The organism is Cellvibrio sp. pealriver (assembly GCF_001183545.1).
GTDB lineage: Bacteria > Pseudomonadota > Gammaproteobacteria > Pseudomonadales > Cellvibrionaceae > Cellvibrio.
On record NZ_KQ236688.1, the window covers coordinates 1284724 to 1299880 of the forward strand.

9 protein-coding genes are annotated in these 15157 nt (G+C 53.9%); 6 read left to right on the top strand and 3 right to left on the bottom strand.

All coding sequences use genetic code 11. The features are described 5' to 3' along the window. The 4 genes from VC28_RS05360 to VC28_RS05380 all read left to right on the top strand — a co-directional run bounded on the left by VC28_RS05360 (position 1) and on the right by VC28_RS05380 (position 10737). Complete coding sequence (locus tag VC28_RS05360) at positions 1–3111, top strand: efflux RND transporter permease subunit (RefSeq protein ID WP_053094158.1); 3111 nt, start codon at positions 1–3, stop codon at positions 3109–3111. A 192-nt stretch (positions 3112–3303) separates the two neighbouring features. After that, positions 3304–5400, top strand: coding sequence for a copper-transporting P-type ATPase (locus VC28_RS05365; RefSeq protein ID WP_197085585.1), 2097 nt, complete (start codon positions 3304–3306; stop codon positions 5398–5400). A gap of 833 nt (positions 5401–6233) precedes the next feature. Next, positions 6234–7598: an efflux RND transporter periplasmic adaptor subunit gene (locus VC28_RS05375; protein ID WP_049629743.1), complete on the top strand. Its 1365-nt coding sequence runs from the start codon at positions 6234–6236 to the stop codon at positions 7596–7598. Continuing rightward, entirely contained in the window at positions 7591–10737 is a 3147-nt protein-coding gene (locus tag VC28_RS05380) for an efflux RND transporter permease subunit (protein WP_049629744.1), read from the top strand. Before VC28_RS05375 ends, VC28_RS05380 begins: the two co-directional genes overlap by 8 nt. A gap of 131 nt (positions 10738–10868) precedes the next feature. Here the strand turns inward: VC28_RS05380 and VC28_RS19510 are convergent, their stop codons facing one another. Beyond that, positions 10869–11198, bottom strand: coding sequence for a four-helix bundle copper-binding protein (locus VC28_RS19510; RefSeq protein ID WP_082191419.1), 330 nt, complete (start codon positions 11196–11198; stop codon positions 10869–10871). Between the two features lie 217 nt (positions 11199–11415). Next, positions 11416–11619, bottom strand: a complete 204-nt coding sequence (locus VC28_RS05385; protein WP_049629745.1) for a heavy-metal-associated domain-containing protein — start codon at positions 11617–11619, stop codon at positions 11416–11418. Between the two features lie 163 nt (positions 11620–11782). Here VC28_RS05385 and VC28_RS05390 point away from each other — a divergent pair, with 163 nt between their 5' ends. Together VC28_RS05390 and cueR are read left to right on the top strand one after the other, a co-directional pair. After that, the gene (locus VC28_RS05390; RefSeq protein WP_049629746.1) at positions 11783–14218 is read left to right on the top strand and encodes a heavy metal translocating P-type ATPase; all 2436 of its coding nucleotides are present in this window, start codon (positions 11783–11785) and stop codon (positions 14216–14218) included. A 10-nt stretch (positions 14219–14228) separates the two neighbouring features. Continuing rightward, on the top strand, positions 14229–14621 hold the full coding sequence (cueR, locus tag VC28_RS05395) for a Cu(I)-responsive transcriptional regulator (RefSeq protein WP_012487455.1): 393 nt from the start codon (positions 14229–14231) through the stop codon (positions 14619–14621). Between the two features lie 135 nt (positions 14622–14756). Here the strand turns inward: cueR and cadR are convergent, their stop codons facing one another. Beyond that, complete coding sequence (gene cadR, locus VC28_RS05400) at positions 14757–15149, bottom strand: Cd(II)/Pb(II)-responsive transcriptional regulator (protein ID WP_012487456.1); 393 nt, start codon at positions 15147–15149, stop codon at positions 14757–14759. Positions 15150–15157 lie beyond the last annotated feature (8 nt).

Here is a 15157-nt window from a genome sequence, read left to right on the forward strand (position 1 = left end):
ATGATTGGCGCCATCATTACCTGGTGTTGGAACCATAGCAAAGCAACCATAGCAGCGGCAGTATTGCTGGGTCTTTGGGGCGGCTATTGTTTTATGAATATTAAAATCGATGCCATTCCAGACCTGTCTGAAACCCAGGTGATCATTTATTCAGAATGGATGGGACGCAGCCCTGATTTGGTCGAGGCGCAAATCACTTATCCTCTCGTGAGCACTTTACTCTCCGCACCTAAAGTAAAAGTTGCGCGTGGGTTTTCCATGTTTGGTATGTCATTTGTCTACGTTATTTTTGAAGATGGCACAGATAATTATTGGGCACGTGCTCGTGTTCTGGAATACCTTTCCAAAATTAGCGGGCAAATGCCGGATGGTGTTACGCCCAGTATTGGCCCTGATGCCTCGGGTGTTGGATGGGTGTTGCAATACGCACTGGTTGATCCGGAGGCAAAATATAATCTGGCGCAGATCAAAACGTTTCAGGATTGGTATCTGAAATATTGGTTGAGTGCAGTACCCGGCGTGGCCGAAGTCGCCAGTGTTGGCGGGTTTGATAAGCAATACCAAGTGGAAGTAGATCCAAACAAATTGTCTGCACTCAACATTCCTTTGGAGACTGTGATCAATGCGATCCGAAATAGTAATAACGATGTGGGTGGTCGTACGCTGGAAATCTCTGAACGTGAGTATTACATCCGTGGTTTAGGCTACGTAAAAAATCCGCGGGATTTGGAAAACATAGCGCTTGGAATTAACGCTGATGCGACGCCCGTGCTCCTGCGTGACGTAGCTCGCGTCACACTTGGTCCTGACATTCGTCGTGGCATTTCCGATTTGAACGGTCAAGGCGACACAGTGGGTGGTGTGATTGTCATGCGCCAAGGGGAGGATGTGTCGCGGGTGATTGCCGCAGTAAAGGAAAAAATAACGGCAGTGAAAGGCGCTTTTCCACCGGGGTTGGAAATAGAGTTGGTGTACGATCGTTCGGATTTAATTTCCGAGGCAGTGCAAACCCTGCAGGAAAATTTGATTGAAGAAATTATTTTGGTTTGCATAGTGATTCTCTTTTTTCTATTTCACATCCGCAGTGTGTTGGTCGTTGTTATCACGCTTCCCTTATCGCTGCTGATATCGCTGATTCCCATGTACTACTTTGATATCAGCCTTAACATTATGTCACTCGGTGGGATCATTCTGGCGGTTGGCGATATAGTCGATGGGGTGGTGGTATTCATCGAAAATACCCATACCAAAATTGCCGAGTCGGATGGCAGGAAAACGCGGCAGCAACTTGCCCTTGATGCCTGTCGCGAACTTGGTCCTGCCATATTTTCAGCATTGCTGATTATCAGCATTTCGTTTCTACCGATTTTTGCGTTGCAAGCGCAAGAGGGAAAATTATTTCACCCGCTGGCATACACAAAAACATTTGCCATGCTGGCGGCGGCCTTAGTGACGATCACCCTGGTACCGATTTTAATTGCGCTGTTCGTCAAAGGAAAAATTCGCAAGGCCAGTGACACGCCAGTCAATCGCTGGTTACAGGCGATTTATACTCCCATTCTGGGATGGTGCGTTGGGCATATCAAAACGGTATTTGCAGGCACGACTTTATTGGTGGCGGTGTCGCTCGCATTATTTATGCGGCTGGGGTCGGAATTTATGCCTCCGCTTTGGGAAGGCGACTTGCTGTATATGCCGATCACTGTTCCGGGAATTTCGGTCACCGCAGCGCAAGATATTCTGACTCGCCAAAACAAAGCCATTAAAGCTATCCCGGAAGTAGCCAGTTCTTTTGGTAAGGCTGGCCGTTTTGAAACTGCAACCGACCCAGCACCTTTATCAATGTTTGAGTACACCATTCGTTTAAAACCGCAAGCGGAGTGGCGGCAGGGACTTACGCCTGAAGCATTAATCCAAGAGTTGGATGCAGCAGTGGCTGTGCCGGGGTTAAACCGCGCCTGGACGAAACCGGTGCGCGGTCGTATTGATATGTTGTCCACCGGTATTCGTACGCCGGTAGGCATAAAAATTTTTGGGCAAGACCTTGCCACTATTGAGCATATCGGTCAGCAGATTGAACAGGTTCTTTCTACCTTACCCGGCACTCGCAGCGCTTATGCCGAGCGAATCAATGAGGGTTACTATTTAGATTTTGAAGCGGATAAAACCGCCCTTGCCCGTTACGGATTACTGTTGGGCGACGTACAAATGATCATAGAAACCGCCATCGGGGGCATGGATATTGCCGAAACGGTTGAGGGGCGCGAACGTTATTCCATTAATTTGCGCTACCCGCGTGAGCTGCGCGATAGCGTAGAAAAAATTGAACGCATTCTGGTGGCAACACCAACCGGAACCCAAGTGCCCCTGGGGCAGTTGGGAAAGGTAATCACGCGTACTGGCCCACCTATGGTCCTGGATGAAAATGGCTCGCTGGCCGGTTATGTGTATATCGACCTGCTGGGGCGTGACGCGGGAGGTTACGTCAATGATGCCAAAGCGGCTATTGCCAGTGCCGTGCACATCCCCCCAGGCTACTTCATTACCTGGACCGGCCAATATGAATATCTGGCACGCATGCAAGAACGCATGGCCATCGTATTGCCAGTAACCCTTTTGTTGGTATTTGCATTTTTGTATTTCAGTATGCGTTCCACCTCCCGCGCGCTCATCGTCATGGTGGCCGTGCCGCTATCATTAAGTGGCGGCATTATTTTGATGTGGTTTTTAAACTACAACACCAGTGTGGCGGTATGGGCCGGTGCCATTGCATTGATCGGGGTCGCCGTATCTACAACTTCAATCATGATGGTATTTCTGGATCAATCATGGCAGCGGTGGCAAGCGGATGGTCGACTACTCACGGCAAATGATGGTCAACTTGCGGTCGTCGAGGGTGCTAAAAATAGTCTGCGCTCGGTATTGATGGCTGTTGCCATGAATGTATTTGGGCTGATGCCAGTCATGCTCGCCACCGGTATCGGTGCCGATGTCATGAAAACTCTGGCATCCCCCATGTTTGGCGGATTGCTGTCACTCACTGTGTTGACGTTATTGGTGGTTCCTTGTGTATATCGGCAGATTTATGGCCGCCACTTGTCTACTACTTGATTCTTATCAGAAGAGATCCCGAGGGAATTCATGGAACATAACTACGACCATCCGCATCAATCTTGTAAGCCGGATCAACACAACCATAATTCCGCTCATTCACCGGGTACTAAGCTTCAACACCAGCAGGTGGAGGATATGGCACAACAACCGGGAGCGGAATTGATCCCTGGTGCTATATACACCTGCCCAATGCACCCGGAAATACGCCAGCAGCAACCGGGTAATTGCCCTAAATGTGGCATGACATTAGAGCCACTGTTACCCGAACTTGATGAAGAGGAGAATCCCGAATTCCGGGATTTCACCCGCCGGTTTTGGTGGACGTTGCCGCTGACACTAGCGGTTACCGTGCTGGCCATGTTTGGTCATCAGCTTCATCTATTTTCTGTGTCTACCCAAACCTGGATCGAATTGATCCTGACGTTACCCATTGTCCTCTGGGCGGGAACGCCTTTTTTTGTGCGCGGCTGGCAATCAATTATCAATCTCACACCTAACATGTGGACGCTGATTGGCTTGGGGACAGGTGCGGCCTTCGTTTACAGCCTGGTAGCGACAGTGGCGCCCGGTATATTCCCTGATTCCTTCGTATCCATGGGACGGGTTTCCGTTTATTTCGAAGCGGCCGCCGTCATTATTTCGTTGACGCTTTTAGGGCAACTGTTGGAATTAAAGGCGCGCTCGCAAACCTCGGCGGCGATCAAATCCTTACTCGGTTTAGCTCCAAAAAAAGCGCGACGTATTCGCGAGGATGGCAGTGAAGAGGATGTGCCACTCACGCATGTCCATGTGGGTGATAAGTTGCGTGTTCGCCCCGGCGAAAAAGTACCGGTGGATGGGGTTGTTGTGGAAGGTAGCAGCGCAGTGGATGAGTCCATGCTGACCGGCGAGCCGCTGCCAGTGATGAAACGCGCGGGCGACAAGGTGATCGGTGCAACACTCAATACCAATGGTGCACTTACCATTCAATCTGAGCGCGTTGGATCGTCTACCGTATTAGCACAGATTGTTCAGATGGTAGCGCAAGCGCAGAGATCCAAAGCACCCATGCAACGTATGGCGGATTCCGTTGCCGGTTATTTTGTCGTTGCGGTGGTAGCGGTTGCCGTGCTGACTTTTTTTGCCTGGGGACTGTTCGGCCCTGAACCGCGTTGGGTATTCGGTTTAATTAATGCGGTAGCGGTACTGATTATTGCTTGCCCTTGCGCGTTAGGACTGGCGACACCTATGTCAATCATGGTGGCCACCGGGCGTGGTGCCACACAGGGTGTGCTGTTTCGGGACGCCGCCGCCATCGAGAACTTTCGCAAGATAGATACCCTCATTATCGATAAGACGGGAACCTTGACTGAAGGACGACCTGCATTTGATCGTGCGGTACCGGCTCAAGGATTTAATGAAGACGATGTGTTGCGCCTTGCCGCAAGCCTTGATCAGGGAAGCGAACATCCGCTGGCCGATGCCATTGTCCGCGCGGCGCGCGAGCGCAATCTCGCATTGGAAAAAGTCGAACAATTTGAATCGGGTTCTGGCATCGGAGTGTATGGAACCGTTTCGGGGCGCAAGCTGGCGCTGGGAAACACGGTGCTAATGGAGCAACAGGGTGTCGTTGTTGCACCGCTGGTGCCCGAAGCCGAAACCTTACGCAGTGAGGGTGCCAGTGTTATGTACCTGGCAGTGGATGGGCAGCTCGCGGGTCTGTTGGCGGTGTCTGACCCCGTCAAGGCCAGTACACCGGAAGCCTTGGCGACACTAAAAGCCGCTGGTTTACGCATTGTTATGGCGACGGGCGATGGCCTCACTACAGCCAAAGCCGTGGCGGCGCGCCTGGGTATCGATGAAGTCCACGGTGAAGTGAAACCAGAGGATAAATTGCGTTTGGTTGAACGCTTGCAAGCCGAGGGCAAGGTTGTTGCCATGGCGGGCGATGGAATCAATGATGCCCCCGCTCTGGCCAAAGCCGATGTGGGTATTGCCATGGGCACCGGTACTGACGTAGCGATGAACAGCGCACAAGTTACATTGGTGAAAGGTGATTTACGCGGGATTGCGGTCGCGCGTTTCTTATCGGAAGCCACCGTAACCAATATGAAGCAGAATCTGATGTTTGCATTCTTGTACAACGGACTGGGAATTCCCGTTGCTGCCGGGGTTTTGTATCCCTGGACTGGCTGGTTATTGTCACCCATGATTGCAGCACTCGCGATGAGCCTCAGTTCCGTCTCGGTGATTGGAAATGCGTTGAGGTTGAAACGGAAAAACTCTTTATCAACGATCAATAGATAGCGGTGAGTGCCATTAACCAATCCGGGCAATCGCAACGACACCGGCGGCAAATTTCATGCTTATTCGTTAATTTGCGCGCAACACGAACTCATGGATTTCTGGGCAGTTGTTGAATCATTGTGGTGACAACCTCATTCGGCAGGCATCGCCGTGGGTTCCAGCGTACACCCGGGTTAATAGGCCTCTCGAAGAGGGTTTCCGAACCGGGATTTCGCGGACTTCGCTAGGGTGTTGTCACGACGCAGCTGGGAATGAGGTGGATTAAATCGGTACGACCAGTACAAGTAATGTTGCGCACGCAACAATCCGTGTACGCATCATGAGGCCAGGGATGTCTATGCCCGATGAGAAATAATTCAGGACCGATGGTCGTGGTCATAGCTGGATATCCTGACTTTGCGCTATGCTGCTCCTATGCGCCGTTATCCCTTGCTATTCATACTGCTGCTGAGTTTTTTGATGCCCCTGCAATCGGTGGCAGAAGTGCTGCTTGCCGCCGATCCTTGCCCGGCGGAAATGGCGATGGATTCTGCCGGGGATGACCACATGCCTTGTTGTCCAGAGGACGAAGCCGTTCCCCTCTGTAAAACCCTGAAGAGCTGTCACCTGTGCAAGACGCCAGCGCAACCCATCGCCGCTGTAGTCGAATTACCATCGGTACGTCCGCTCCCCACTGAAGGCGTTATCGCTATTTCACCCCACCTCCCGATGAACCTCGCCAGCATCTGGCGACCTCCTACCCACACCTGATCCCGCGATAAAAAATAGTCCTTCACCGGAGGCGGTTGTGCCTTGCCGGTGGAGACAGGTATTCGTGATCAGGAGTTTTTCAAATGAACACAGTCTCTATCCGCGTACTGGCGGCGCTGACGTTGGGTGCGCTGGTATTAGGGGTGGCCATAGGCGCGGGTATTTACCGCAACCCAAGTCCGACTACACCGGCCAAGCCTCCAGAGCCCAAGGTACTTTACTGGTACGACCCCATGGTGCCCGACAAGCACTTTGATAAACCGGGTAAATCCCCGTTTATGGATATGGAGCTGGTACCCAAATATGCGGAACCGGAAAAAGCGGAAAAGCCGGCAGAGGATAAGCCGCGAGTTCTTTATTGGTACGACCCGATGGTACCGGACCAGCATTTTGATAAGCCGGGCAAGTCGCCCTTTATGGACATGGAACTGGTGCCAAAATATGCCGAGGCAGGCGCATCGGAAGCTGTTATGAACCTTGCTCCGTTGCAGGTCCAGAATCTCGGGATGCGTACGGTGAAAGTTCAACGACTACCCGTCAAGCAGATGCTGGATGTCCCCGGACAGCTGCAATTCAATGAACGCCACCAGGCCATTTTACAATTGCGAGCCGCCGGGTTTGTTGAAAAGGTCTGGCCCCTTGCGTTGGGTGATCGGGTTATCGCCGGTCAACCCCTGGTGGAATTACACATACCGGAATGGCTCGATGCGCAAAATGACTTGTTGTCCCAACCGGTAGCCAGCAATACCCAACGGTTGAAGACACTGCGCACGCGGCTTCAGTTGTTGGGTATGCCCGAATCCTTGATTGCCCAGGTCGAAAAAACGCGGCAACCGGAAACGCGGATTACCCTGGCGTCGCCCATCAACGGCGTGATCACCTTGCTGGGTGTTAAGACCGGTATGGCGTTGGCCAGTGGCACAACCATCGCACAAATCAACGGCACCGATACCTTGTGGCTGGAAGCGGCAATCCCGGAAGGCTTATCCGGCGCATTACGGTCTGGCGACTCCGCCCGGTTCAGGTCCGCCAATCCTGAGGATAAAGAACTGACAGGACGCATCGACCAGATATTGCCAACCCTCAATACCCCCACGCGTACACGCACCGCCCGGATAGTGCTGGATAACCCCGAGGGTATCCTTACCTCCGGCACGACCGGGCACGTCACCCTTCAATCAAACGGGAAGGAAATGGCGCTGTTTGTACCGACCGAGGCAGTTATTCGCACGGGAAAACGTACATTGGTGATGGTTGCCGAAGCGGAGGGACAGTTTCGACCGGTCACTATTACACCTGGACCGGAAATGGGCGACAAAACGCTTGTTCGCAAGGGATTGGAAGAAGGACAAACCATTGTGGCCAGCGGGCAATTCTTGCTGGATTCCGAAGCCTCGTTTCTCGGGCTGACAGCGGAACCCGCTAACGGGGAGCACGGCCATGATTAACCGGATTATTCATTGGTCCATTGCTCACCGGGTACTCGTGTTGCTGGTGTCATTGCTTCTCACCGGCTGGGGAATCTGGGCGGTAAAGAGCACGCCGATTGACGCCTTGCCGGATCTTTCTGACGTACAGGTGATTATCCGCACACCGTTTCCGGGGCAAGCACCGGAGCTGGTGGAAAACCAGGTGACTTACCCATTGGCCAGCAAGATGCTCTCGGTACCGGGTGCCAGCCATGTGAGGGGGTATTCCCTGTATGGAGACAGCTTTGTGTATGTCCTGTTTGAAGATGGCACGGATCTCTATTGGGCGCGCTCGCGAGTCCTCGAATCCTTGAGCCAGGTGCAAGCGCAATTGCCATCCGGCGCTGTACCGTCGTTAGGACCGGATGCCACCGGTGTGGGATGGATTTTCCAGTACGCGCTGATTGATAAAACCGGTGGACACGATATCGCCCAGTTGCGTGCTCTTCAGGATTGGTTCCTCCGTTTTGAATTGGCACCCTTGCCGGATGTGTCAGAGGTCGCTGCCATTGGCGGTATGGTTAACCAGTATCAGGTCCTGCTGGATCCGGTGCGGCTGGCTGCTTACAACCTCTCACACGAGTCTGTGATAACCGCTATTCAGGAGGCAAACCAGGAAACCGGTGGTGGAGTCCTGGTCGCTGGCGAAGCCGAACTCATGGTACGTGCCCGTGGTTACTTGCACACCCTGGAAGAATTCAAAGCAATTCCTCTGGCACTGGTTAATAACATCCCCGTGACACTGGGCGATGTGGCCACCATCCAGCGGGGACCGGAAATGCGCCGGGGCATCGCGGAACTGGATGGTGAAGGTGAAGTTACCGGCGGTGTGGTGGTCATGCGTTCCGGTGGGAATGCGCGCGCCACCATTGCCGCCGTTAAGGAAAAGTTGGCGCAGTTGCAAAGCAGCTTGCCGGTGGGTGTTGAGGTGGTCACTACCTATGACCGCAGCAGCCTTATTGATCGCGCCGTCACCAATCTCAGCCACAAATTGTTGGAAGAATTTCTGGTGGTCGCGTTGGTCTGCGCGGTCTTCCTCTGGCATTGGCGCTCCGCACTGGTGGCGATTGTCGCCTTGCCCTTGGGGGTACTGATCGCTTTTATCGTCATGCGCTATCAGGGGATTAATGCCAACATTATGTCGCTGGGTGGCATCGCCATTGCCATCGGTGCGATGGTGGATGCCGCCATCGTGATGATTGAGAACGCACACAAACACCTGGAGCGCTGGCAGCACGACCATCCCGGACAAGCGCTTGACGATGAACCGCGCTGGCAGGTGTTGGCTCAGGCCGCCGCCGAGGTCGGACCGGCGCTGTTTTTCTCCCTGCTGATCGTGACCTTATCGTTCATCCCGGTTTTCACGCTGGAAGCGCAGGAAGGACGTTTGTTCGGCCCGCTGGCGTTCACCAAAACCTATGCCATGGCGGCGGCGGCCGGATTATCTATCACCCTGATTCCGGTGCTGATGGGCTATTGGATCCGCGGCCGTATTCCCGAGGAACAACGCAACCCGATCAACCATTGGTTAATTCGGGTGTATCAACCCTTGCTGGCAGGTGTGCTACGTCACCCGCGCACGACCTTAGCCGTAGCAGGTATTCTGGTACTCACCACCGCATGGCCACTGTACCGGTTGGGCAGCGAATTTTTACCGCCGCTGGATGAAGGTGATGTGCTGTACATGCCCAGTGCCTTGCCGGGGCTCAGCGCCCAACAAGCCAGCCAATTATTGCAACACACGGATCGGCTCATTAAATCGGTACCGGAAGTCGCCCGCGTGTTTGGCAAGGCGGGCCGCAGCAATAGCGCGACCGATCCCGCACCTTTGGAAATGTTTGAAACCACGATCCAGTTCAAACCCCGTGACCAATGGCGCCCCGGTATGACACCGGAAAAACTGTTGGCGGAGCTGGATGCAAAAGTCAAAGTGCCGGGACTGGCCAATCTGTGGATACCGCCCATCCGCAACCGTATCGATATGCTGGCGACAGGGATTAAAAGCCCCATCGGGGTCAAGATTTCCGGCCAGTCACTCCTGGATATCGACCAAGTAGCCGCACAAGTCGAGCAGCTCGCCAAAACCATTCCCGGCATCACCTCAGCGGTGGCTGAGCGAACCGGTGGTGGTCGTTACCTCGACATTGCTTTTGACCGGTCGGCACTGGCGCGTTACGGGCTAAATATGATCCAGGCACAATCGGTGGTCAGCCGGTTGATCGGCGGCGAAAATATCGGTGAAGTCATTGAGGGCCGCGCGCGGTTTCCCATCAATGTCCGCTATCCGCGCGACTGGCGCGACAGCCTCGGGAAACTGCAGAACTTGCCAATCATCACGGGGCAAGGCCAACACATCACCTTGGGGATGATCGCCAAGGTAGCGGTGACCGACGGCCCCAGCATGATCAAAAGTGAAAATGCTCGGCCAACCGGTATTGTGTATATCGACGTCCGGAATCGTGACCTCGGATCCACCGTAGCGGATTTGCAGCAACGGGTACGCAATGACATTCGTTTGCCGGTCGGGGTCAGCGTCAGCTATGCGGGCCAATTCGAATTCATGGAACGCGCAACTGCGCGCTTGCAATGGATCGTTCCCGGCACGCTCGCGATTGTCCTGGTGCTGCTATACCTCACTTTCTCACGGCTCGATGAAGCGCTGCTGATTATGGGAACCTTGCCGTTTGCACTCACGGGCGGTATCTGGTTGTTGTACCTGCTGGAATACCACTTGTCGGTGGCCTCGGCGGTCGGATTTATTGCACTTGCCGGGGTCTCTGCCGAGTTCGGGGTCATTATGTTGTTGTACCTGAAACAGGCCTGGCACCGGCGTACGCAGGACAGTGGCACACCGACAAGCCGGGATCTGGATGACGCTATCCAGGAAGGCGCGGTGTTGCGAATCCGGCCAAAGATGATGACCGTTGCAGTGATTGTGGCGGGCTTACTGCCCATCTTACTCGGCAGTGGCACCGGCTCGGAAATCATGAGCCGCATTGCTGCGCCGATGGTCGGCGGTATGCTCACTGCACCGGTGTTATCCCTGTTTGTGCTACCTGTTGCCTTTCGGTTGCTACGTAGCAGAAACACGATTGCACTCAACGACCCTGAGCACTAACAGTTTCAAAAAATCGTTGAGTTAGTTAAATATGGGGGAGCAAAGGACGACTGGATACGTTCTGAAGAATGCTGGATAACGGCAAGCCCCGGCGTGATGTAAACACCGGGAAGTGCCGTGTAGGGACAGGCTTACGCCGCCATGCGGCGGCAGCTTTCCGCACATTTCCTGCACGCGGTAACGCACTCATCCATCTCGCCGAGGCTTTCACAACTTTTTGCGCAAGCTTCACAAATTTCCGCGCAGACTTTGCAAAGGTGATGACTAAAAGGCGATCCACTTAATTGCAAACAGGCTGAGGTTTCGCACACTTTGGCGCAGTTGAGCATTAATTTGAAATGCTCCGGCTCAACGTGTTTTCCGCCGACTTGCAGGCAGTGATTCATCGCGGTGGAGTAGCAAATTTCGCTACAGGATGAGCATGCATCGGCACACTCGGAATGGGGGTTAGTATGGGGCATGGTTGATTTCCTCTTCATGTGGGTGCAGCGACATCACTGCACCGGCCATTACGATTCGTTTGCGTATCCGTGCGGTGACACGGTTGTAGCTACACCGATGCGTGCTGGTAAAACATCGGCGTCCATGCTGTTGGGCATGCATAATCCGGCGATCCGGTTTTGATTGGAAAACCAGATCGCCGAAATGTTTCATCCCTCAAGAGATAAGGTCATGCAATTACTCATTCGCGATGGCGACATCGTAGTCCATGGCACGGATGGCAGTGATTAACTCATCCGTTGTTTTAGTGCTTTCAATATTCACCTGGCGCGATGGTAGATCAATCGCGAGGGTTGCATCGGGATCCAATGCTTTCACCGCGTGGGTAATGTGCCTGGCACAGCTGCCACAGGTCATGTTGTTCACAATAAAGGTAGTCATCAGGTTTTCTCCGGGAAGGTTTAACGAACAGAATCAGTCTCCGGCTTCCCACAGTGGCAAGGTCAAGCGGAATTTTTTTGAAAGAAAAATGTGTAAAGTGGTTGACCTTACCATGATGGGAAGGTGAACACTGGTCGCATCCTAACCGTTCGAGGGAAACACCATGAACTCATCAACGCCTACTGAATCCATCGATTTACCCATTGAGGGTATGACTTGTGCGTCTTGCGCCGGTCGTGTTGAGAAAGCATTACGCGGAGTGCCAGGCGTGAGTGAGGCCAGTGTGAATCTGGCTACCGAAAAAGCCCACGTGGTTACCAACCCAGGCACACCACTTAAGGTGTTAACGGACGCTGTTGAAAACGCCGGTTACACGGTGGGAACCACAGCTATCTCTCTGAATATTGAGGGAATGACCTGTGCCTCTTGCGTCGGTCGGGTAGAAAAAGCGCTCAAGGCGGTGCCGGGTGTCTTGAACGTGTCGGTTAACCTTGCCACCGAAAAGGCCCAACTGGCTATCATTCCCGGCGTCACACCGCGACAACTTGCGGACGCCGTGCATCAGGCCGGTTATGAAGTACGTCCCGACAATACGGCTGCAACCGCGCCTGCATCTTCGAAGCCAAACAGTTGGTGGCAAGCGCGCGAGACACGGCACTTGTTGCTCGCCGTATTGCTCTCTGTCCCGCTGGTTATTCCCATGATCGTCTCCCTGGCCGGTGTCCACGTGATGATTCCGGGTTGGGTCCAGTGGGCGTTGGCCACACCCGTGCAATTCTGGTTGGGCGCACGCTTTTATCGCGCAGGCTGGAAAGCATTGAAGGCTGGTACCGGCAATATGGATTTACTGGTCGCCCTGGGTACCAGTGCCGGCTACGGGTTGAGCGTATACCAGTTATTTGCCAGCCACGCGCAACATGGGCAAACGCATTTTTATTTTGAGGCCTCCGCCGTGGTCATCACCCTGGTGTTGCTGGGTAAATGGCTGGAAAGTCGGGCCAAGCACCAGACTGCCGCCGCCATCCGCGCGTTGCAGGCATTGCAACCGGCCACTGCCTGGGTACGTCAGGGCGGTCAGGATATCGAAACACCCATTGACCAGGTAAAACCGGGGGATCACGTGGTGGTGAAACCCGGTGAGCGAGTTCCCGTGGACGGGATTATCCAGGAGGGCCAAACCCACATGGACGAATCCATGATTACCGGCGAGAGTCTTCCGGTCAGCAAGCAAGCCGGTGATAAGGTCACCAGTGGTGCGATCAACGCCGAGGGGCTAGTGATCATTGACACCGAGGCGGTGGGTGCGGAAACCACGCTTGCGCGGATTATTCGCCTGGTGGAAAGTGCACAGGCCGCGAAAGCGCCTATCCAGCGTCTGGTCGACAAAGTCAGTGGTGTATTCGTGCCGGTGGTCATTGTAATCGCACTGGTTACCTTCGGGGGTTGGTGGTGGTACAGCGGCAATATCGAACAAGCCATCATAAACGCCGTGGCAGTGCTGGTCATTGCCTGCCCCTGCGCATTAGGTCTTGCGACACCCACAGCAATTATCGCCGGTACCGGCGTTGCTGCCCAACACGGCATTCTGATCAAGGACGCTGAAGCCCTGGAGGTTGCCCATCGGGTCAATGTGGTCGTGTTTGATAAAACCGGCACGCTGACACTGGGCAAACCGCGTCTCACAGCCTATGAAGCGCTTAACCGGGATAACGCGGCGTTGCTGCGCCTGTCGGCAGCGGTACAACGCGGCAGTGAACACCCCTTGGCCAAAGCGGCGACCCAAGCAGCAGAGGAACAACACCTGGACATCCCGGCTGCCGTCGATCACCAGGCATTGGCCGGCCGCGGTGTCGCCGCCACTGTAGAGGGACAAACACTTAACCTCGGGAATACCCGGTTGATGAATGAGCTGGGACTGGATTTATCCATGCTAAAGGCGCGCGCGGATACCCTTGAAGCCGAAGGCAACACCATCTCCTGGTTGGCGCGAGTTGGCGATGCGAAACTACTTATCGGCTTACTCGCGTTTGGTGATGAAATCAAACCCGAAGCACAGGCGGCCGTGGCGAGTCTCCAACAGCTCAACATTAACACCGTGATGATTACCGGTGACAACCAGGGCAGCGCCAGCGCGGTCGCGACGGCATTGGGCATTCGCAATTACTTCGCGAACGTTTTACCCGCCGATAAAGCGGCGGCTGTGAGCCGATTAAAACAACAGGATGCAGTGGTCGCCATGGTCGGTGACGGCATCAACGATGCGCCGGCGCTGGCAGCGGCAGATGTTGGTATTGCCATGGCCACCGGCTCCGACGTGGCCATGCACACGGCCGGGATCACACTGATGCAAAGTAACCCGCAGCGGGTGGTCGATGCGATTGATATCTCCCGTCGCACCTATGCGAAAATCCGGCAGAACCTGTTTTGGGCGTTTATCTATAACCTGGTGGGAATACCGCTCGCGGCCCTGGGTTTGTTAAGCCCGGTGATTGCCGGTGCGGCCATGGCATTTAGCAGCGTCAGTGTGGTGACCAATGCGCTGCTGTTAAAGCGATGGCAGCCACGGTCTTCAGAAAAACACTCATCGTCGGCGCAGTGAGGTAACGATTATGAATATCGGACAAGCAGCGAAGGCCAGTGGCGTGACCGCGAAAATGATCCGCCATTACGAATCGATAGGACTCATCGTCCAATCACATCGGACTGAGGCCGGGTACCGGCAGTACACCACCACGGATCTGCATAATTTGCGTTTTATCAAAAGCGCGCGTTCACTCGGTTTTTCGCTGGAGGATATCAGACAATTATTGTCACTCTGGCAAGACAAAGCGCGTGCGAGCGCCGATGTGAGAATTTTGGCCCAGCATCACCTCGACGAGCTTAATAAAAAAATCCACGAGCTGACGCAGATGCGCGATGTGATCCAGGGACTCGTCGCGCACTGTCAGGGCAATGAGCGGCCGGATTGCCCGATTATCGCCGGCATTGCCCATTCGTGTTAATGCCGATGCTCAACATTCTGGAAACGCAGAGACGTCGTTAACATGGGCATGAGATACGAAAAGATACACCTAGCTTGGCGGGTGATTTTTACTGTGGATTGCTTTTAGCCTGGCACCAAGTGTATGCGCGAATCATCAAGTCTCCGTCAGGGCTTTCAGAATTCCACAGTCTTTAACGGATCGAGAGCTATTACACTGTGTCCGCAGACTGATTAATTGTTCACGCAATGTGGTTAATTCCGCGATACGCGCATCAACCTCCAGCACATGTGCATCAACAATCTGATTGATCTCGCCACAGGCCTCTTCCGGTGTTGCCTGATATTTAATTAACTCACGTATTTCATGCAGGGTAAGACCAAGGTTTCGGCATTGTTTGATAAACCCCAATTGCCGTGATGATTCGGTGTCGTAAAGGCGGTAATTACCCTCAGTTCGCTCTGGAACGGACACCAATCCCGCCTGTTCGTAGAACCGGATTGTCTGTACAGATAGACCCGTTTGTTTTGCCAAGGCACCAATTTTCATGTAATAAC